The organism is Asaia krungthepensis NRIC 0535, from assembly GCF_025995175.1.
GTDB lineage: Bacteria > Pseudomonadota > Alphaproteobacteria > Acetobacterales > Acetobacteraceae > Asaia > Asaia krungthepensis.
In genome coordinates this window covers 93,330-114,130 of record NZ_BAPV01000014.1, presented here as the reverse complement: position 1 = coordinate 114,130, position 20,801 = coordinate 93,330, and the positions used below count along the sequence as shown (strand labels likewise).

13 protein-coding genes are annotated in these 20,801 nt (G+C 60.5%); 8 read left to right on the top strand and 5 right to left on the bottom strand.

Translation table 11 applies throughout. The annotated features are described in order from the left end of the window. Window positions 1-10 precede the first annotated feature (10 nt). Together AA0535_RS09695 and AA0535_RS09690 are read right to left on the bottom strand one after the other, a co-directional pair. Complete coding sequence (locus tag AA0535_RS09695) at window positions 11-1,300, bottom strand: cation:dicarboxylate symporter family transporter (RefSeq protein WP_264815793.1); 1,290 nt, start codon at window positions 1,298-1,300, stop codon at window positions 11-13. A 55-nt stretch (window positions 1,301-1,355) separates the two neighbouring features. Continuing rightward, a complete protein-coding gene (locus tag AA0535_RS09690; RefSeq protein WP_264815791.1) occupies window positions 1,356-3,737 on the bottom strand; it encodes a TonB-dependent receptor in 2,382 nt (793 codons plus the stop codon). A 121-nt stretch (window positions 3,738-3,858) separates the two neighbouring features. Here AA0535_RS09690 and AA0535_RS09685 point away from each other — a divergent pair, with 121 nt between their 5' ends. Beyond that, complete coding sequence (locus AA0535_RS09685; protein WP_264815790.1) at window positions 3,859-4,689, top strand: GntR family transcriptional regulator; 831 nt, start codon at window positions 3,859-3,861, stop codon at window positions 4,687-4,689. Window positions 4,690-4,897: 208 nt separating this feature from the next. Beyond that, a complete protein-coding gene (hemC, locus tag AA0535_RS09680; RefSeq protein ID WP_373319310.1) occupies window positions 4,898-5,944 on the top strand; it encodes a hydroxymethylbilane synthase in 1,047 nt (348 codons plus the stop codon). A gap of 131 nt (window positions 5,945-6,075) precedes the next feature. Here hemC and AA0535_RS09675 read toward each other — a convergent pair whose 3' ends face one another. After that, window positions 6,076-7,056, bottom strand: a complete 981-nt coding sequence (locus tag AA0535_RS09675) for an aldo/keto reductase (protein WP_264815788.1) — start codon at window positions 7,054-7,056, stop codon at window positions 6,076-6,078. A 355-nt stretch (window positions 7,057-7,411) separates the two neighbouring features. On the opposite strand from AA0535_RS09675, the gene katG reads away from it, so the two are divergent. Genes katG through AA0535_RS09660 form a run of 3 tightly spaced genes read left to right on the top strand, consistent with a single transcriptional unit; the run spans window position 7,412 to window position 10,782 of the window. Beyond that, window positions 7,412-9,610 (top strand): catalase/peroxidase HPI, encoded by a 2,199-nt coding sequence (gene katG / locus AA0535_RS09670; protein WP_264815807.1) that lies wholly within the window; start codon window positions 7,412-7,414, stop codon window positions 9,608-9,610. Window positions 9,611-9,663: 53 nt separating this feature from the next. Then, window positions 9,664-10,140, top strand: coding sequence for a pseudoazurin (locus tag AA0535_RS09665; protein WP_264815787.1), 477 nt, complete (start codon window positions 9,664-9,666; stop codon window positions 10,138-10,140). Window positions 10,141-10,149: 9 nt separating this feature from the next. Further along, the gene (locus AA0535_RS09660; protein WP_264815786.1) at window positions 10,150-10,782 is read left to right on the top strand and encodes a cytochrome b; all 633 of its coding nucleotides are present in this window, start codon (window positions 10,150-10,152) and stop codon (window positions 10,780-10,782) included. A gap of 114 nt (window positions 10,783-10,896) precedes the next feature. Here AA0535_RS09660 and AA0535_RS09655 read toward each other — a convergent pair whose 3' ends face one another. After that, window positions 10,897-12,270, bottom strand: coding sequence for an alpha/beta hydrolase family protein (locus AA0535_RS09655; protein WP_264815785.1), 1,374 nt, complete (start codon window positions 12,268-12,270; stop codon window positions 10,897-10,899). Between the two features lie 380 nt (window positions 12,271-12,650). Next, window positions 12,651-14,297 carry a phosphoglucomutase (alpha-D-glucose-1,6-bisphosphate-dependent) gene (gene pgm, locus AA0535_RS09650; RefSeq protein WP_264815784.1) on the bottom strand — a complete coding sequence of 549 codons (1,647 nt, stop codon included), beginning with the start codon at window positions 14,295-14,297 and terminating at the stop codon, window positions 12,651-12,653. 227 nt (window positions 14,298-14,524) lie between these two features. Between pgm and AA0535_RS09645 the strand changes: the two genes are divergently transcribed. The 3 genes from AA0535_RS09645 (at window position 14,525) to AA0535_RS09635 (ending at window position 20,782) form a co-directional block, all read left to right on the top strand. Continuing rightward, entirely contained in the window at window positions 14,525-15,712 is a 1,188-nt protein-coding gene (locus tag AA0535_RS09645) for an SMP-30/gluconolactonase/LRE family protein (RefSeq protein ID WP_264815783.1), read from the top strand. 294 nt (window positions 15,713-16,006) lie between these two features. Further along, on the top strand, window positions 16,007-17,827 hold the full coding sequence (locus AA0535_RS09640; protein WP_264815782.1) for a Hint domain-containing protein: 1,821 nt from the start codon (window positions 16,007-16,009) through the stop codon (window positions 17,825-17,827). A gap of 222 nt (window positions 17,828-18,049) precedes the next feature. Next, on the top strand, window positions 18,050-20,782 hold the full coding sequence (locus tag AA0535_RS09635) for a penicillin-binding protein 1A (protein ID WP_264815781.1): 2,733 nt from the start codon (window positions 18,050-18,052) through the stop codon (window positions 20,780-20,782). Window positions 20,783-20,801 lie beyond the last annotated feature (19 nt).

The following is a 20,801-nucleotide window of genomic DNA, read 5'->3' as shown; positions in this document are numbered from 1 at the left end:
TGATCCGTTTTCAGCGGTTATGAGAGCCGAGCATCTGCCGTGCCCGTTCGCGATCGAGTGCGCCCTCCCATGCTGCAAGAACGACCGGCGCAACGCAATTCCCCGCCAGATTGCCCACGGCGCGTGCAATGCCGCTGAACCAGTCGACGGCGATCAGCAGAACAAGGCTCGAAAGCGGGATCGAGGGCGCGGCGGCCATGGTCGCCGCCAGAACCACAATGGCGATCCCGGGCACACCATGGGCCCCCTTGGAGGTGATGAGCGCCGTGACAAGCATGGACAAAATCTGCGTGAGGGTCAGGGGCGTATGGGTTACCTCAGCCAGAAATACCACGGCGAATCCGAGATAGATCGAGAGGGCATCGAGATTGAGCGAATATCCGGCCGGTACGACGAGACCTACGACCTGACGGGATATGCCAAGCGCCTCGAGCTTGGTCATGATACTGGGCAGCACGGAATCGGAACTCGTGGTGGCCGTGACGATCAGGATCTCTTCGCGGAAATAGCGTACGAAATGGACCGGGTTGATCCGGCATAGTGCGAGAAGCCCACCCAGAATCACGACGATGAACACGGCGATGGCGCTGAAATACAGAATGACGAACAGGGCGAGGTGATCGATCGCATCGAGACCATACTCCGCAACGGTCGTCGAAACCGCACCGAACACACCCAGTGGCGCAGTGGCGATGATCACACGCATCATGCGCGAAAACAGCGCTGACAAACTCTCGATCAGTCGGGTGATGGGCGCTCCCGCCTCGCCCAGACGCGACAGGCAGCACCCGAGCAGCACGGCGAAAAACAGGATCTGAAGAATATTGCCTTCCGCAAAAGCGGCCACGGGCGAACGCGGAATGAGGTTGAGAATGAAACCGGTCACGCCTTGTCCATGAAGCGCATGAGCGTTGGCGGCATAGCTCGCGACCGCATGGGCGTCTTCGGCGCTGGGGGTGTAGCTCATACCCCGCCCGGGGTGCAGCAGCAGCGCCGCCCCCACCGAAAGCAGAAGCACAAATGTGGTCATGGCCTCGAAGTAGATGAGCGCGCGGCTGCCCAGCCGACCGACCGCCCCCAGAGACCCTGCACCGGTAATGCCACTGACCACGATGCAGAACAGCAGAGGGCCCACGATCATCAGGATGAGGCGCAGGAACAGATCGGTCATCCAGCGGCATTGATGCGCGAGATGCGGTGCGAAAAGCCCAAGCAGGATGCCGCCTAGTGTCGCGATAATGACCTGAATGAAAATACCGGGGCGATAACGGGCGGATTTCTTCAGGTCATGGGTGCTCAAATCGTTTCTCCATCAGCTTGACAGATAAACGCCCCGGTGTGGCCGGGGCGGAGGATCAATAGGTTACGTTGATCTTCGCGCCAACGAAACGGGGCAGGCCGGGAATGACGCCATAGAACGTGGCCTGCGTGCCGCCCGAGAGCCAGTAGCGGCGATCGGCCAGATTCTGCCCGTAGACAGTGAGCGACCAGTGCTGCTTGGGCGCGGCGAAGGTCAGGAAGGAGTTGAGCAGGAAATAGGCGGGCGCACGATAGATGCCGCCATCGCCGATATGCTGCGGCTGTGTCTGGGCGCCGCGATAATTGTAATCGACGTCGAAGCTCATGCGATAATCGGCAAACACGTTCCAGCTATAGACGGCCGCACCTGACAGGGTGAGGTTTGCCAGCCCCATATTATAGCCATTGTAGTTGGTATAGATAGGCGACCAGACCCCGGTCGAAGCGAATTGCGCGGTCGTTGCGCTGCGGTTCAGGCTCTGGAACTGCGTGAAGACACCATTCTGGTAGCCAAAATTCTGCGTCAGAACGAGGCCATGGAACGGATGCGCCTCCATGTCGAACTCGGCGCCGTAGATATAGGAACGCGGGGCGTTCACGTAACCGCCCAGCACACCATAGGGCGGTACCAGAATACTGCCGAGAATCTGCTGGTCGCGATAATCGTAATAGAAGCCCGCTGCGTTGAAGCGCAGGCGTCGGTTGAACAGCATGGATTTGAAACCGCCCTCATAGGTGAGAACCGATTCAGGCTTGAATGGGCGAAGCTGGTTCGCATTCTGGGTGATATTGGCCGAGAAACCGCCGGGCTTGAACCCTTTGGAGAAAATGGCATAGCCCATGATGTTGGGCGTGATCTGGTACTGGGCGCCCACACGGCCGCCAAACTGGTTCGTGAGTGCGCCAGCACTCCCGAAATTGGTCTGTGAAGTGGCCAGCCCGGTATTCAGATTGACGTTGGTGCTCGTCAGATTGAGCATCTGACGGTCATCGGAATCATGGTTGATCGCGCCGATCAGCGTCAACTTCGGCAGGATGCGATAGCTGAGCTGGACGTATTGATTGAAATTCTGCTGGTTCTGACGATAGGCGGTTTCGTTCAGCGGCGTGGTTCCAGGCCGGTCCGAGCTGTCGTACCAGAAGCTCTGCGCCATCCGCGAGCGGCTATAATAAAGGCCTGTCTCCCAATGAAAGCGTGCCTTGGGGTCACGCGATTCCAGCTTCACTTCCTGCGAGAACACATTGGTCTGGTTGTTGCGGAACATGTTGCCATAGGACTTGACCGAGTTGGTCTGGTTCGTCAGCTCATGCTCATCGACCATCTCATAGGCGCTCTGTGACCAGAGGCGCGCCCAGGAGAATTCCTTGGTGTAGCGTATATTTGCGCCCCAGAAGAGGTTGTCTTCACGGGGCTTCGTGTTGTTCGGGTTGATCCCGATGATTTTCGCAAAGCGGGGGTCGAGGCCCCAGGCGGTCTGGTAGATGTCGTTGGTGACCGGCACGCCGTAGGAATTATAAAGATTATGCCCCGAAGACGATTCCGACTGGTCGGTCGTCCAGTGGCCGCCGATATCGAGCCGTGACGTGTCGTCTATCGTCCAGCGCAGCTTGCCACGCAGCGCACCGATATTGCTGTTCCCGTAGCCCGTGCCCTGAGCATTATGCTGGAATCCGCCGCCTGTGAGCGACTGACCCGCGATGCGATAGGCGACGCTTTTCGAGAGCGGCCCCGATACGAAACCCTCCACACGATTACGCCCGTAACTGGCAATATCCTCGGTCAACCCAGCGTGGAATTGCTGCGTCGGGTCTCCGGTATGGAAGTTGATCTCACCACCTGTTGTGGGCTGGCCATGGGTGAAGCCCGAAGCGCCGGGGGCAACGGAAACATCATCCATATCGAACAGGATACCTGTGGTCATGATACTGACCGGATAGGCGATGCCATCGACATAGGGCATGACCGAGGGGGTATTGTTCTGGGTGAAATCCATCAGCCCGACACCGCGCAGCGCAAAATTAAGCGCGGCGCTGCCGAAGCTGGGCTGAATGGTCAGGTTGGGTGCCACACGCACAATATCGGTCAATTGCCGAACGTTCCGGTTCTGCAACTCCTGCCGCGAAAGCACGGTTTCAGAGTGAGCGTCGTGCTGCCCCGCGCTGGTTACGCCGCGACGCGCCGAGACATGCACGGTTTCACTGCTGCCCTCACGGGAAGTCGTACGATGGTGCGCCTGGGCATTTCCCGTTTTTCTATGCATGGCGCCTGCGTGGCGAGCGGTATCTCCCGACATACCGGATCCCGGTTGGGCGGCGGGGAGCGGGGCCGCCAGGGCAGTCAAACCGCCTGAAAGAGGGCAGGCGGCAATTGTCGTAACCAGCAGGGCGGCACGACACGAAAAGAGGCGGGCAGGGCGCGACGTCAAGGGGTGAGTCATTCTGGGCTCCGTGGCGTCTTCGGGCGGGGCGACGCAACATTCCGGGGATCATCTTGTATACTAATTAGAATACAAAACGGATCAATTCAACATCGGAATGAAGGAACACGACGATTCCGTCATGGATAGGGAGATCGGGCATGTCTCGTCATCGTCAGCCCCCTTCCGGGTGCTTGCCGAAGCGATGGGAGAAGGGCATAGATTCGACATGCCCTACGAAAACAGGCCGTCCGTCGACAGGCCCTCCAAAGACAGGCCCTACGAGAAGAGCGAGCCCGAGCGCGCCAGCGGACTTGTGATCGAGGAAAAGATCATCCGTGCCGTGCTTTCAGGGCGCATCGCGCCCGGTGAGCGCTTCGGCGAGAAGGAAGTGGGCGAGATTTTCGGCGTATCGCGCACCATGGTGCGTGAGGCGATGATCCGGCTCAGCTCACGCGGCCTTGTCGATGTGACCCCAAGGCGCGGATGGTTCGTTATCGAACCGAGTGTGGCTGAAGCTCGCGAGGTGATCGAGGCGCGCCGGGCCGTCGAATCGGGATTGATCCTCGATCATGGGCTGGTCGATGCTGAGGCGATTGCCCGGTTGCGCAGTCATCTCCACGCCCAGCAAAGCGCACTTGCAGGGCAGGATCTTGCCCGGCGCTCGTATCTGCTCGGGCATTTTCATGTCCATATTGCCGATGTCCTCGGGAATTCCGTGATCGCAACGATTCTCGAGAACCTGACGGCGCGTACTGTTCTGATCGCCGCCCTGTATCAGTCCGATGAGGATGCCCAGCATTCCTGCCATGATCATGCCGCTCTGATCGAGGCTATGGAGCGTGGGGATCGTGACGAGGCGCTGAGGATCACACGGGACCATCTGATCCATCTCGAAAAAGCATTGCGTAATCGTGCGCGCAGCAATCGCCATGACCGTTTGCATGAAGCCTTCGCCGAGACCCGTGACTGACTCGTGGGCATATGTCCAGCGGCCCGACTGACCGGGCTAACCGGAGCCGTCCTTGACGCAAAACCGGTGGGAGGGCCAGTGTGTCCAACAACGCCATCGGATAACACGGGCGTTCACATACGCGCCCGATAGGCCGTGTCGATGACTGATCGCGGAATAATCAGTTATTGCCAGTGCAGGGACATCGCTATGCCCTGTGTTCATGACGATCTCGCCCGCACGCCCCCTGACGCTCGATCCGCATAGTGCTGCCACCCTGCCTGCCGCTCTGCTCACCCACCCGGTTTTCGGGCGTGATCTGCGCGTTGGCACGCGCGGCTCGCCGCTGGCGCTCGTTCAGACGCGCAGCTTCATGGCGCAACTGGGCGAAGCCTACCCGTTTCTCGAGATTTTCGGATCGATCAAGGCGCAGGAGATCTCGACGCGCGGTGACCGGGATCAGAGCCGCCGCCTTGCCGAGATTGGCGGAAAGGGGCTGTTCTCGAAGGAGATTCATGAGGCCCTGCGCGCGGGCAGGATCGATTTTGCCGTGCACAGTCTCAAGGATCTGGAAACCTTCCTGCCGGATGATCTGATGCTGGGCTGCACGTTGCGACGCGAAGATCCTCGCGATGCGCTCGTTCTGCGGGACCGGGGTGCCCTGCGTCCCGGGAATGATCCGCTTTCGGCCCTGCGAAAGGGCGCGATCATCGGATGCGCCTCAATACGGCGCCAGGCCCAGCTTCTGGCGCGCAGGCCTGATCTGCGTTTCTGCCTGATCCGGGGCAATGTCCAGACGCGCCTGAACAAGCTGGAGGCCGGAGAATGCGATGCGACCTTCCTCGCTCTGGCAGGGCTCAACCGGCTGGGTCTGGGAGACAGGGCCGATGTCGTATTCGAGCCCGAAGCCATGCTGCCAGCCTGCGGACAAGGGATCATCGGCATCACGTTGCGTCGCGCGGATGACGGGTTGAGAGCGCTCCTGCCCGCACTCGAAGACCGAGCGACGCGTCATGCAGCAATGGCCGAGCGTGCCCTCCTCGAAGGGCTGGACGGCTCGTGTCGAACACCGATCGGTGGTTATGCGGCGATCACAGGAGGACGCCTGACCCTGCATGGTCTCATTGCCTCCGAGGATGGGAGCTTTGTGCTGCGTCGCTCGCTCTCCGGAGCACCGGAGGAGGGTGCTGCACTCGGGGCCGAACTTGCGACCCAGCTGCGCCGCGATACGCCCAGGGCGGTTTTCGAGCGTCTGATCGGCCAGCCCGGCTGGTAATTGCCAAACCGGTAAGGCCGGGCAGGCTTAGGCACCACGTACACGTACCATGGTATGACGGATATGATGGGTATGACGGATATGATTGTGCAGAGCCTGACCCAAGCCCTGTCAGGGCCGTAACCGGGTTGTCACCAGGCATAGGCCTCCGGAGCTTCGCCACCCGGCCCGGGCCAGATCGCGTCGAGACGGGTGAGCGCCTCCTGATCCAGTCTGATGGATGTCGCGTGAAGCTGAAGCGTCAGTTGTTCTGCCATGCGGGGACCGACAATCGGTGCGGTGACACCGGGCTGGTGCATCAGCCAGGCGAGGGCAATAGCGGCAGGATGTTCCCCGAAATCGCTGCAGAAGGTCTCGTAGGCTTCGATGCGTGATCTGAGCGAAGCGTTGCGGGCGAGTATCTCTGCACGCCTCCCACCATGAGGGTGGTTCAGTATGCCACCAAGCAATCCTCCGCCAAGAGGGCTCCAGGGTATGACGCCAATGCCATGATAACGGGCAGCGGGAAGAACCTCGCATTCGATGGCCCGGCTGGTCAGGTTGTAGAGGCTCTGTTCGGAAACAAGGCCAAGCCTGCCACTCTGTGCAGCAAAACCCTGTGCCGTCGCGAGATGCCAGCCTGCAAAATTGCTGCTGCCGACATAGCTGATCTTTCCCTGCTGGATCAGGACATCCATGGCCTGCCAGATTTCCTCCCAGGGAGTCGACCGGTCGATATGATGCATCTGGTACAGATCGATATGGTCCGTGTTCAGGCGCTTCAGACTCGCGTCGCAGGCCCGTCTGATATGATAGGCAGAAAGATGCCGGTCATTGGGGCCATATCCCATCGGCTGGTAGAGTTTTGTCGCGAGCACGATCTGGTCGCGCCGCCCGCCCTGGGCGAGCCATCGCCCGATGATCTCTTCAGAGAGTCCATATCCTTTTTCGATATCCGGTTTTTGCGGCCCTCCATAGACATCGGCGGTGTCGATCATGGTGACACCGTTCTCGAGGGCGCGATCCATGATCGAGAATGATTCCGTCTCATCGGTAACATACCCGAAATTCATTGTGCCCAGAATGATCTGGCTGATTTTCAGACCGCTCCGGCCAAGGGGGCGATATTGCATGGCTGTCTCCCAGAGAGAATTTCAACGCCGATCTGGTCCCGGGGGCAGTGGCGTGGTGCTGTCTGGATGACACGCCCGACACGCGCCGATTAGGGGGGTAAATCAGCAAGGATCTATCGCGCCTATGCATGAAACCCGAACGGGCGGTTCCAGCTATTCCGGTGGAAAGTTTTGGTAATGCCTGTCAGAGATATAGAGACAAACGGTTGGAGTAATAAGTATATAATTCCTAGGAGAATTCCAGCAGTAACGACCGCCAGGTAACCGTGGTCGTCCTTGATTGTACTGGAGTTCGAAGATGAGATTGCTGAAATTCGGCATGGCGGCGCTGATCGCGACCACGACCCTGACCACAATGCCCAGCGCAGCCCGTGCAGACGGTATCGAAAACCCCAATGAATTCTACTGGCCCACACGGCTAAGCCTGGCGCCACTGCGCCTGCATGATGCGGCATCGAACCCCTACGGGCCCGACTTCGTCTATACCAGGGACTTCCGGAAGCTGGATCTGGAGGCTGTCAAAGCCGATATCCGCAAGACCCTGACCCAATCCCAGCCCTGGTGGCCGGCCGATTACGGCACCTACGCACCGTTTTTCGTGCGTATGGCGTGGCACGCGGCCGGCACTTATCGCGCCATGGATGGGCGCGGCGGTGAGGAAGGCGCCGAGCAGCGTTTCGAGCAGCTGAACAGCTGGCCTGATAATGCCAGTCTGGACAAGGCGCGCCGTCTGCTCTGGCCGGTCAAGAAAAAATACGGTCGCAACCTTTCCTGGGGCGATCTGATGGTGCTGACCGGCAATGTCGCGCTGGAGTCCATGGGCTTCAAGACGCTTGGCTTTGCCGGTGGACGCGCCGATGACTGGGAGAGCGAGCTGGTCTATTGGGGCCCCGGCACCCAGTTCATGAGTTCGAACGTCGATTCACAGATCAAGAAATCCAGTGTCGAGCCGGGTGGCCATCTGCCGAAGCCTCTGGCCTCGACCACCAAGGGGCTGATCTACGTGAATCCCGAGGGACCCAATGGCGTGCCTGACCCGGCAGCGGCGGCGCAGATGATTCGCCTCGCCTTTGGGCGCATGGCCATGAATGACGAGGAAACGGTTGCCCTGATCGCGGGCGGTCATACCTTCGGCAAGGCGCATGGCGCGGCTTCCGCCACCAAATGCGTAGGGGTTGCGCCTGCTGCAGCGCCTGTAGAGCAGCAGGGTATGGGCTGGGCCAACCATTGTGTGCAGGGCAAGCTGAAGGCGACCGATGCCATTACCAGCGGGCTCGAGGGCGCATGGTCGGCCGATCCGATTCATTTCACGTCGCAATATCTCGATAATCTTCTGGGGCATGAATGGGTCAAGACCAAGAGCCCGGCCGGGGCCACGCAATGGGTCCCCAAGGACGCCGAGAATATCGTTCCCGATGCCAGCGATCCGAACAAGCTGCATCCGCTCATGATGTTCACGACCGATATCGCGCTGCGTACCGACCCGTCCTATCGCGCCATCATCACGCGCTGGGCCGCACATCCCGAGCAGTTCGCCGATGCGTTCGCCCATGCCTGGTTCAAGCTGACCCATCGCGATCTGGGGCCGAAATCGCGCTATTTCGGGTCTGAAGTCCCATCCGCCGACTTCCTGTGGCAGGACCCGCTCCCTGCGGCTCAGGGGGCCATGGTCAATGCCGCCGATCTGCGTGAGCTGAAGAAGGCGATCGCGGCATCGGGGCTGACAGAGCGCGAGATGATCAAGACCGCCTGGGCGTCCGCAGCATCTTTCCGCGATTCCGATCATCGTGGCGGGGCCAACGGGGCGCGTATTCGTCTGGCGCCTGAGAGTGACTGGGCTGTGAACGACCCTGATGAGCTGAAAACCGTCCTGCCGAAGCTCGAAGCGGTTCAGCAGCACTTCAACGGGGGTTCCCATCATGGCCGCAAAATCTCCCTGGCTGATGTCATCGTGCTGGCCGGTAATGTGGGTGTGGAGCAGGCCGCAAAAAAAGCTGGCGTTGCGCTGGACCTGCCCTTCGCCCCAGGGCGGGTGGATGCCGGTCCCGAGCAGACCGACAAGCAGTCCTTTGCCCTGCTGGAGCTGAGCGCGGATGCGTTCCGTAATTACTACCGCGCCGAACCGGATGAAAAATCACCCACGCAGATGCTCGTCGATCGTGCCAGCAATCTTTCGCTGAGTGTGCCGGAAATGACCGTGCTTCTGGGCGGATTGCGCGTTCTGGATATCAATGCCGGTCATTCAGAGCAGGGTGTGCTGACCACGTCTCCGGGCGTTTTGAGCAATGATTTCTTCGTCAACCTGCTCGACATGTCCACGCGTTGGGAAAAATCGGCCACGCAGCAGGGCGTGTATGACGGGCTCGATCGCGACACAGGCAAAAAGCGCTGGACGGCGTCTTCGGTCGATCTGATTTTCGGCGCGAATGCCGAGCTGCGCGCTGTCGTGGAAGTCTATGCCTCCGACGACGCCAAGGCGAAATTCGTCAAGGATTTTGCCAGCGCCTGGACCAAGGTCATGACGCTCGATCGTTTCGACCTGCGTCGTAACTGACGTCTGACAACCGGATCTGCCCGCCATAACGGGCAGACAAGGGAGATTTTCCGATGAATCGTTCCAGTCATCCTCGCGCCGCGATGGCATGTGCTGCTGTGACGGTCGCCCTCCTGGGAGGTACGGGCCTCGTCACGTCGCACGCTGCCAAGGCCGCCACTGTCGAGGTCAGGATGTTGAGCCACACTGCCACGGGCGGTCGGGGTTTCGAACCAGCGATCGTGCATATCCACAGCGGTGACACGGTGCATTTCGTAGCGGCCGATCCCGGTCACAATGTTCAGTCTCTCCCGGGTATGATTCCGCAGGGAGCTGAACCGTTTGCCGGACCCATGGGGCATGATCTGAGCGTGACATTCAGCAAGCCCGGACTTTATGGCTATAAATGCCTGCCGCATTACTGGATGGGCATGGTCGGGATGGTCGTGGTGGACAACCCGGTCAACGAGCAAGAAGCGAAATCTGTTGCCCAACCCGGCGCGGCAGGGACTCGTTTCCGGCAGCTTTTCGATACGCTCGACCGGCACTAGGGATGCGCCGTGAAACGGGATAAAGCGCAATCCGTGCCAGTCAACGGGCTATCGGCGGCCATCACGGTCTCGCCTCCTTCAGCGCGTTACGATCCTTTGACACGGTTCCTGCATTGGTCGATGGCGTTGGGTCTGGGCGCGCAGATCGCTCTGGGGCTTTCCATGACCCATGCGGGATTGACGGATACCCAGGCTTATCGCGCATTCCAGGTGCACCGAGCCCTCGGTGTGACCCTCGGAATTCTGGCCATGCTGCGGGTCTTATGGCGGCTCGGTCACCGGCTGCCCTATCCGCATCGCTCGCAGTCACGGCTCGTTGCAGGTCTGGCCCGGGGCGGTCATGCGCTGCTTTATAGCGGGCAGATCCTTCTTCCCCTCACCGGGTATGGTCTGGCGTGCGCAGCAGGGCCTGACATGCCTCTTTCCATGTTCGGCCTGTTCGACTGGCCTCTCCTGTCGTTCAGCCCCGGTGAGACGGGTGTGATCATTCTGACTGCTGCCCATCGATGGGGCGCATGGGTTTTTGCCTTGCTCATCGCCGGCCACGCGGCGGCGGCCCTGTGTCACGCCGCTCTGGCGCATGATGATGTGTGGAAGCGCATGGGCCCATCTTTTCCCTGCCGAAGTCGTTCACGGCGGTGATCGGATGCGATCAGACCCAGCCAGCCTCGTTTTTCCGGCGGGGCATCGTATCACCCTGACGTAGCGGTCTCTTGGTCGGTCCGAACGCGGTCAGGGGCTTGTCATCTGCCGCAGTCATTGGCCGGTCTGGCTTCTGATCCAGTCCGTCACCACGGCGAGTGCGCCCGGATCGATATCCTCCTCAATCGTACCATACTCCCCGGAATCTCCGGTTGCGGCTTTCTGCAGAAGATGATTGAGCCCCGGCAACTCGATAATTCTTGCCTGCTTGTTTCCTCCCAGTGCCTTTCTCAGGGCAGGCAATGCGATGTCAGGCGGTACTTGCCTGTCCCTCTCGCCCACTACGGCGAAAACCGGGCAGCGTACACGCGACAGGTCGGAGGATGGGTCGTAGCGATCCATGAAGCGTATGGCGGGCGTTGTGAGGACGCGAAACTCCGGGGGCAGCCCGGTCGTCATGTCCTTGCGTCGGTTCCATACTGCGTCAGCGGCCTTATCGGCTTCCTGCTGGGTCTGGTCCGGCGTCATGGCATCCAGTATCGAAACGAAATCGAGATCGCTTTCCCGGGCGATTGCCTGCGGGACTTTGCGCTGTTTCATGGCCCAGTCCCTCTGGGCGAGCATGATCTGACGACCGGGTACCGGAGGCGCCTCAAGCAGCACGATAAAGCCAAGAGTGTCGTCCCGGGCCGCGATCATCGCGGCAATCTCCCCGCCTTCGCTATGGCCCATCAGCCCGACGCGTTTCGGATCGATTTCGGGATTGTCGCGCAGAAAACGTAACCCCGCCTCGACATCCCCCGCGAAATCCTTTGTCGTGGCGCTTGTGACCGGCCCTGTAGATCCGCCTCGTTGTCTGTCATCCACGCGAAGCACCGCTATGCCTTTCCGGGTGAGTGTATCGGCCCAGAGCAGGAAAAGTTTATGTCCCAGGATCGTCTCGTCACGATCCTGAAGGCCCGAGCCGGTAATGAGCAGCACCGCCGGAAAAGGTCCCTTGCCCTCTGGCAGGGTCAGGGTGCCCGCTAGATGGGACGGGCCTGCCGGGTTATCGAATGCGACTTCCAGACTGCGATAGGGGAATGGCGGATGCGGGATCTGCGGGCGCGAGGCGACGGCCTGTGTACCGTGATGCAGGATCAGTGGCAGGGAGGCAGGACCCTGAAACCAGCGACCGTCCAATATCTGCGCCTGCTCGTGCAGGGTTGCGACATACCGGGCGGAGAGCTTTGGCAGCGCGAGGGTCAGACTCTCACCGACAAGGCTGGCTTCCTGCACGGGAAGACCAAAACCGTTCTGGGCGGGGCTGTCGAGGGTGGCTTTGATCCGGTCTCCCTTCACGACGACATGGAGAATAATGGGCAGAGACCGGCCCTGTGGCAGGGAAATCACGCCATGCCAGTCCCCGGCAATCTGCGCGGGCGCGGCCTGAGCAGCGGCAATGCTGGCTGCCAGGCCAAGGCCAATGATCATGGAGGGGAGGCGCATTGCGGGATCTCCTTGTGTCTCGCGGGAGTTCTGACCAGCACGCCAGTGCGGCATAGCCGATCCAATGGGCACGCTTGCCGCCCTGCGAGGTACTGCGATGACGTCGCCGCCAGGAAGCCCGGCCTCACGGGCAGTCTGGCATGGAACACATATCTCCGCGACCATGGCGCAGAGGGGCAGGCGGTGGTTCGGCGATCCCGGAGCCCCGACCGGATTGGCCAGGGCAGGTTGGCAACGCTGACCAGGGCAACGATTGCTGACCAAGTCATTGCTGATCAAGGCATTTCGACACGGGGCGAAGCGGGCGCAGGATAGACCAGCAGCCTGCCTCCAGAAACGGACCTTTATTCAGCCTGAGCAGAAGAAAGGTCCGTGAGAGATCAGGCGTCGAACAGAGCCGAGATCGCTTTCTGAGCGTCGCTCTGGATCTGCTTGAGATGGGCCTCGCTGACGAAGCTCTCGGCATAGATCTTGTAGACATCTTCGGTGCCTGAGGGACGCGCGGCGAACCAGCCATTGGCGGTCGTGACCTTCAGTCCGCCGATAGGCGCGTCATTGCCCGGTGCCCGCGTCAGCTTGGCAAGCACCTCATCCCCTGCCAGATGGGTCATAGGCAGTTGCTCGGGGCTCAGCTTCGAAAGAATGGCTTTCTGGGCGGCATTCGCAGCGGCGTCGATGCGCTGATAGAAAGGCGCTCCCAGCTCTGCGGTGAGGTCCGCATAGTGTTCGGCAGGTGTCTTGCCCGTGACGGCTGTGATTTCAGCCGCAAGAAGACCCAGAATCAGCCCGTCCTTGTCGGTGGACCACACGGTTCCGTCACGACGCAGGAAGGACGCGCCAGCGCTTTCCTCGCCACCGAAGCCCAGCGTGCCATCGTACAGGCCATCGACAAACCACTTGAACCCGACCGGTACCTCTACGACCTGGCGACCGATCTTGTCCGCCACGCGGTCGATCAGCGCGGAACTGACCAGTGTCTTGCCGATCTTCGCGTCTGCACTCCAGCCGGGACGGTTATTGAACAGATACCAGATGGCCACTGCGAGATAGTGATTGGGGTTCATCAACCCGGCCGGGCGCGAGACGATGCCATGACGGTCGGCATCCGTATCGGTGGCAAAAGCCACGTCGAACTGCGACCCCATGCCGATCAGTCGCGCCATGGCATAGGGGGAAGAGCAATCCATACGGATCTGCCCGTCCCAGTCTGCGGTCATGAAGCCGAAAGCCGGATCGAGTTCATCGCTGACAATGGTGGCTTTCAGGTCATAACGTTTGAGAATGGCCGGCCAGTAATCGAGTGCTGCACCCCCCAGAGGATCGATGCCGATGCGGATGCTGGATCCGCGAATGGCATCCATATCGATCACGGCGCCCAGATCATCCACATAGGGCGTGATAAAGTCATGACCGCGCACGCAATCGGCCTTGCGGGCCTCCTCATAGGGCAGGCGATGCACGTCCTTGAGCCCTCCGCTCAGGAAGGCGTTGGCCTGGTCCTGCACCAGTTTGGTGATGTCGGTATCGGCTGGTCCGCCATGGGGAGGGTTGTACTTGAAACCACCATCGACGGGCGGGTTATGCGACGGGGTGATGACCACGCCATCGGCAAGCCCGGTGCTGCGTCCCTTGTTATAGGTCAGAATGGCATGGGACACGACCGGTGTCGGGGTGAAGCGGTCATGACAATCGATGCGGACCTCGACACCGTGAGCCGCAAAGACCTCGATGGCAGAGCGCTGCGCCGGGGCGGAGAGTGCATGGGAGTCGATCCCGATGAACAGGGGACCGTCGATTCCCTTGTCCTTGCGATAACGGCAGATAGCCTCGGCGACGGCGAGGATATGGTTTTCGTTGAAGCTCGTATGCAGCGAGGAACCACGATGGCCCGACGTTCCGAAAGCGACGCGTTGTGCCGCGACAGAGGGATCCGGCTTGCGATTGTAATAGGCGCTGATCAGGGCCGGGATATCGGCAAGGGCATTCTTGTCCAGCGTCTTGCCGGCGAGGGGGCTGACAGATGTCATGAGAACTCGGGTCCTTGATCTGGCGACAGATGATGCGGTTCAGGTGACACCGCCCGACGGGGCAGAGTCAATGCGTCGGATCGACTCACTACAGAACGCCACAGTCACGCGCGAGGCAGGCCGGGGTTGCTGACAATAACTTGATACAAAACGAACATCATCCGTGACGCGGCGTGAAACGTTGCGGTCTAGGATGCAATCCCACAAGATGGTCACAGGACGACAAGATGGACTTCAAGACGCCCCTCGCTCGCAGAGGGTTTCTCGCCACAGCCTTGGGCGGAGCCGCCTGCGCCGCCATCCCGGCGCGTGCCGCGTCCGATGCGGTGGCAACACCACCCAGCGTGATCAGCCAGCCGCCCCGCCAGTGGGGCGCTGCTGCCGGGCCAGCCTATTTCCCCGACCCCGATGTGATCGCGCTTGATCCGTCCTTCAGTGGTTTGACCTATTTCGCTGCGCCGATACGCCGGATCTATGACAAGGGCGACTGGGTAGAAGGACCGGCCTGGAGCAGCGAGGGACGCTATCTGGTGTTCAGCGATGTCGTTCAGTCCAAGGCACTGCGCTACATTTGGGAAACCGGCGAAGTCACGCAGTTCCGTCCTGATTCCTATGCAGCCAATGGCAACTGCTTCGATTTTCAGGGACGGCTGATCACCTGTGAGGGCTTCTTCCGTCGCGTGGTGCGTTTCGAGCATGATGGCAGCGTCACGACCCTGGCTGACAAGTTCGAGGGCAAGGGCCTGAATTCGCCGAACGATGTCGTGCCCCATCCCGATGGCAGTGTCTGGTTCACGGATCCCGGCTACGGCACGAATATCTCAGAGGGTCATGCGGATGAACCCGGCGGCCCGACCAATCCCGATGGCAGGATCCGCTGGAAGATCGGTCGTGAGCTGATTGGCGATATCGGTGGTGTGCGTCGTCAGCAGGACCATGTGTTCCGTCTTGCGCCCGATGGTACGCTCAAGGCCGTGCTGCTCGAAAAAGACGTGACCTGCCCCAACGGTCTGGCTTTTTCCCCTGATTTCAAGAAGCTTTATATTGCCTCGACCCCCGCCGGGCCGGGACAGAAGAAGGGCGGCGATCAGGCGATCCATGTGTTCGACGTACAGGGCGACAGTCTGACGAACGGGCGTATCTTCGCCGATATGCGCTTCCATGGGGCGCAGATGAACCCGGATGGCTTCAGGGCCGACGTGTTCGGCAATCTCTGGTGCGGTGTGACCGGGCCGCTCGGTCTGTGCGGTGTTTTCGTGTTCAGTCCGCAGGGTGTTCTGCTCGGCCGTATCCGGTTGCCGCAGGGCTGCTCCAATCTGACCTTTGCCGGGCCCAAACGGGATCACCTCGTCATGTGTGCGGGCAGTGCGCTCTACATGTTGCAGGTCGGTGTGCAAGGCGCTGCCTCTTCCTGACGCCCCTGATTTGACGAGTGCTGCCATTTCCCGTCTGCGTGTCTCGGGCGAGTGGGAGCACTCGATCTTCTCTATATCTTTGAGTCTTCAGGGATAAGAAACCGCACGGGGCGATCGGAATTGCAGGAAGTTCTTCCTGATAAGAGTCGTTATACCTTTGCAACAATAAGACCCAATATTCAATTAGACGTCATATTTGATGGTTATTAACACGAGGTATAACCAATTAACTTTCGATTACCAAAACATCGTGATCTTAATTATGGAATAATTCAACAATAAGAGGATTTTTCCATGCCGAATCCAACAATCATCTCCTCTGGTGTCAGTAATACCTACCCGTGGAACGGCATGACGATTATCGTGGAGGGGGGTGGGGCTCTCTGGTATGGATCGATCACCAATTGCCTGGTCACGGTGAATGATGGCGGTCTGATTCAAGGCGAGTCCATCAATGGTGGCGGGGTCACGGTCAACGGTTCAGGCAAGATTGTCAGTTCGCATATCGGTGGAAACGCGAACGTCCTTGTCACCGGTGGTGGGACAGTTTCAGAAAGCTCCGTAGATGATGGCGCTTATCTCAAATGCGGCAACGGTACGCTCCTTACAGGCACGATCACCAATTCAGGTTATATTTCCGGTGGGACCCTTACCGGCCAGGGCGCCCTGGAGAAGGTCTATGCCGGTGCTGCTCACGATCGTACCGTCGGGTCCGGTGCGACAATCGCCATCTCGGGAGGGGGTGAGATTGTCGGTACTGTCAACGTGCAGGCTGGTGGCTCGGCCGTACTGAACGGCACGGTCGGTGGGACGCTTAGCCTGGCGGGGGACGGCTACGCCGAAATGACCGTCACGGCAGGAGCTCTTCCGACGACCATGATCACGGGTTTCAATGGCGCCAATGAGAATCTGTCGGACCGGATCACCATTGCGGGCGTGTCGAAGAGCCAGATTGCTGCCGTCAACAAGAGCGGCGACGTGATGCAGATCACCCTGACCAACGGTTCGACCCTCACTCTCAACATTGCGGGGATCGGCAATAGCGGGGCAATTTTCCTCGATTCAGCATCGGGTGTGGTGCTGGTGGCCTGTTATCTCGCGGGCACGCGCATCCGCACGCCTTCTGGCGAGGTGGAAGTGGAGCGCCTCAAAACAGGTGATACGGTCATTGCGATCGTTGACGGAGAGGAGGTCACCCGTCGTGTCACCTGGACCGGGCGCGGCCATTGCACGGTCGATACCCAGCTTGAAGATGACCGTGCCGGTTATCCCGTACGCATTTGCCGAGGGGCGCTTGATGGAATCGTGCCAGAGCGCGACCTGTATGTGACGGCTGAACACTGCATGCTGATCGACGGGCGTTTCATTCCTGCTCGGCAGCTCGTGAACGGTTATTCCATCGCCTTCGATCGGAAGCAGGTAGCTTTCGACTACTTCCATTTCGAGACCGAAGCGCATTCAGTGGTTCTTGCGGAAGGAGCACCGTCGGAGAGCTATCTCGATACCGGTAATCGCGCCCTGTATGACTGTCAGTCCAGCGCCCCTGGCATCGCCACCAGGAAGCTCGACTGGTGTGAAGACGCCGCAGCGCCCCTCGCACGCGACCGGGAGACGATCGAAGCTGCCTGGAAAGCCATTGCCACCCGCGCCGGGTTGAGCGACCGGAAAGGGCCCGCAGTGACCCATGAAGCCGGCCTGCATCTGGAATGCAATGACGGAACGGTTCTACGCCCTGTGCGTGTTGCGGGCACAAAGCATGTCTTCATCCTGCCTTCTGCTGCCCGGTCGGTATCCATCCGGTCCCGTGTGTCCCGCCCTTGCGACATGATCGGTCCTTTTGTGGATGACAGACGCCATCTGGGTGTGGAAGTCGGGCAAATCCTCTATTTCGCTTCGGGCTCCATCAACGAAATCCGCGATCATCTGACCCATCAGGAATTCCGCGGGTGGCATGCTCGCGTGAATGACACGGCACGCTGGACCGCGGGTGACGCTTTCCTTTCACTTCCTCCCGATGACGGCAGCGAGCATCGCCTCCTGTCGATCGAGATCGTTTCAGCCGGGCCTTATTCGCTCGAGGAAGCCCCGGTCACCCCCTCCATCCGGGTAAGCTGAGGGCAGACCTCACCCTAGAGACTGGAGGCTTGAACTGAGACGTTTCTGCCTCTTGCTTGAGGGGCGGCCGCTCGTTCTTCCCAGGGGCACAGGTTTTGGCACGCGGCGGAAAAGGGCTTACTCATGGTCCTTTTCTGCGCGCTTGTGCTGCCAAGCTTCCGCAACACCCCTGAGGTGGGAGAGGGGGGCGACGAAGCGGCAAGAGAATGCTAGCCTGATTTCATGATCCACGCCTCTACCGCCCTGTCCTCACCGGAGTTTCCCCTTTTCTGGTTTTCTGTCGCATCCGGCGGCGGGAATAACGGGCGCACCCCCCTTGGGGGGCACCGGGGTCCTGAGGGCGGCCGCCAGCCTCCCAGAGGGCCGCGCTACAGGCGGTGGCGTCAGGGGCTGGCCATTGCAGCGGGTATCGTTCTGGTGGGCGTGGCGGGCTCGGGCCTGTTCGTCTGGCACCAGTATGAACGCATCGCTTTCGATCTGCCGAGCGTGGATACGCTCAAGACCTACCAGCCGCCCACGGTCAGCCGCATCTATACGGGCGATGACCGGATCATGGCCGAGCTGGCCGCTGAAAGGCGCATCTATGTGCCGATCAATGCCATTCCCGAGCGCGTCAAGAATGCCTTCATCGCGCCAGAGGATCAGAACTTTTACACGCATGCCGGTCTCGACCCTCTGGCGATCATACGCGCCGAGCTGACGAACCTCACCCATCGCAGCAAGCGTGCCCTCGGTGCCTCGACCATCACCCAGCAGGTCGCGCGCAACATGCTGCTCAACAGCAATGCCCGCACGCTGGAGCGCAAGGAAAAAGAAGCGCTCCTTGCCCTGCGGATCGAGCAGACGTTGAGCAAGGACAAGATTCTCGAGATCTATCTGAACGGTATCTATCTCGGAAACGGCGCCTATGGCGTGGCGGCGGCGGCACAGACCTATTTCAACAAGCCGCTCGATCAGCTGACCGATGCCGAGGCTGCTTTTCTGGGCGCGTTGCCCAAATCACCCGCCAATTACAACCCGTACCGCCATCCCGAGCGCGCCATTGAGCGGCGTAACTGGGTGCTGGACCGTATGGCGGAGATTCACGCCATCTCGCATGAGGCCGCTGAGGCCGGGCAGAAAGAGCCCCTCATTCCCCATGATGCCGTGCGCTTCGGTCCGCTGCCCAATGCTGAGTGGTTCGGCAGTGAGGTGCGCCGCCAACTGATCGACCGTTATGGCCCCGATCGTGCGATGCAGGGCGGGCTTGAGGTCCATACCAGTCTCGACCGCAAGCTTCAGGATGCCGCCACCCTCAGCCTGCGCCAGGGATTGATGGAGTATGACCGCGCCCATAGCCGCTGGCGCGGCCCCGTTGCGAAGCTGCATGATGCGATTATGGGGGAAAGCTGGGTGACGGGTCTGAAAGACGTCACGGCACCCGCAGGCATGATCGATCAGTGGCGTCTGGCCGTGGTGCTGAATCCCGCTCAGGGACGCGTAGGCTGGATCTCGCAGGGGAGCGCTCAGGAGGGGCAGGTCCTGCCCAAGGATCTGGGCTGGCTGCGCAGCGCGGGTGGGCTGGCTGCTGGCGATGTGATCATGATCGAGCCCCAGGCCGATTCCGGGCGTGTCGCGGTGCGTCAGGTGCCCAAGGTCGAGGGGGCACTCGTCAGCCTCGACGCGCGCACCGGGCGTGTGCTGGCCATGGTCGGCGGCTGGTCGTTCAAGGAATCCCAGTTCAACCGTGCCACGCAGGCTTTGCGTCAGCCCGGGTCATCCTTCAAGCCCTTCGTTTATCTCGATGCCATGGAACAGGGCATTCCCCCTTCCGAGAAATTCGACGATGCGCCTGTCTCCTATGGCGACTGGCATCCGAAGAACTATGAGGAGGATAACTGGGGACCGACCACCCTGCATGACGCCTTGCGCGAAAGCCGCAATCTGGTGACGATTCGCCTCGCAGCCCATCTGGGTATGAAATCCGTGGCTGACATGGCGATCTCGATCGGGCTTGTCGATCAGATGCCTCACGTGCTCCCTGCGGCTCTGGGCGCGGTCGAGACAACCGTGCTGCGCGAGGCTGGGGCCTATGCCACCATTGCTTCCGGAGGCAAGCTGGTCACACCCTCTCTGATCGACGCTGTGCTGGACCGCGATGGCAGCGTGTTGTGGAAGCCCGAAGGGCTCACGTTGGGTACAACGTTGCAGGCGCCTAACGAGACAGCGGTGATCGCCCCCGCAATACCGCCCACGGCCACCCCGCCTGCTGCAACCCCGGGTATAGCGGCCGCCGTCCCTCCGGCGGCCCAGCCAACCGTTCCGGTGCCGGGAAGCATTGAGGTCCCTCAGCTTCAGGACAAGCGCCGTCAGGTAGCCAGTGCAGCGAGTACCTACCAGATCACGGCCATGATGCAGGACGTGATCAAACGTGGCACAGGAACGATTGCCGGGCAGGGAATCACGCGCGAGATTGCGGGCAAGACCGGTACGAGCCAGGATTTCCGCGATGCCTGGTTTGCCGGTTTTACGCCTGATATTGTCACCGTGGTCTGGGTTGGCTTCGACACGCCGCAATCGCTCGGCAAGAGCGAGACTGGCGGCCGCATTGCCGGTCCGATCTGGAACCGGTTCATGAAGGTGGCGCTTGAGGGCCGCCCTGAACTGCGCTTCCGTGTGCCCGAGGGGGTCACGCTGGCGCGTTACGACACGGGCCGCCTGATGGCGGTTGACGGGTTCAAGGCCGATCAGGTGCCTGGTATGAGTATCGCGCTTCACGGCTTCGGTGCAGGTACCGAAGCCCTCACAGCCGCCGATACCGGAACGGACCTGTATGACACCGAAACCGACATGGCAGGTGCTTCCAGCCAGGCCGGATTGGGTGAGCCGGGTACCGAGACTTCCGGTGCACCGAAGAAACAACAGACCCCCAACGCCCAGCCACAGGGTGACATTGGCATGGGTGGGCTTTATTGAGACGCATCCAACACGCAGG

Bases quoted from the DNA above. Each gene is read 5' to 3' on its own strand.
- AA0535_RS09690 (WP_264815791.1), bottom strand. From the start codon at position 3,737: ATGACTCACCCCTTGACGTCGCGCCCTGCCCGCCTCTTTTCGTGTCGT.
- AA0535_RS09685 (WP_264815790.1), top strand. From the start codon at position 3,859: ATGGATAGGGAGATCGGGCATGTCTCGTCATCGTCAGCCCCCTTCCGG.
- AA0535_RS09675 (WP_264815788.1), bottom strand. From the start codon at position 7,056: ATGCAATATCGCCCCCTTGGCCGGAGCGGTCTGAAAATCAGCCAGATC.
- katG (WP_264815807.1), top strand. From the start codon at position 7,412: ATGCCCAGCGCAGCCCGTGCAGACGGTATCGAAAACCCCAATGAATTC.
- AA0535_RS09665 (WP_264815787.1), top strand. From the start codon at position 9,664: ATGAATCGTTCCAGTCATCCTCGCGCCGCGATGGCATGTGCTGCTGTG.
- AA0535_RS09655 (WP_264815785.1), bottom strand. From the start codon at position 12,270: ATGCGCCTCCCCTCCATGATCATTGGCCTTGGCCTGGCAGCCAGCATT.
- pgm (WP_264815784.1), bottom strand. From the start codon at position 14,297: ATGACATCTGTCAGCCCCCTCGCCGGCAAGACGCTGGACAAGAATGCC.
- AA0535_RS09645 (WP_264815783.1), top strand. From the start codon at position 14,525: ATGGACTTCAAGACGCCCCTCGCTCGCAGAGGGTTTCTCGCCACAGCC.
- AA0535_RS09640 (WP_264815782.1), top strand. From the start codon at position 16,007: ATGCCGAATCCAACAATCATCTCCTCTGGTGTCAGTAATACCTACCCG.
- AA0535_RS09635 (WP_264815781.1), top strand. From the start codon at position 18,050: ATGATCCACGCCTCTACCGCCCTGTCCTCACCGGAGTTTCCCCTTTTC.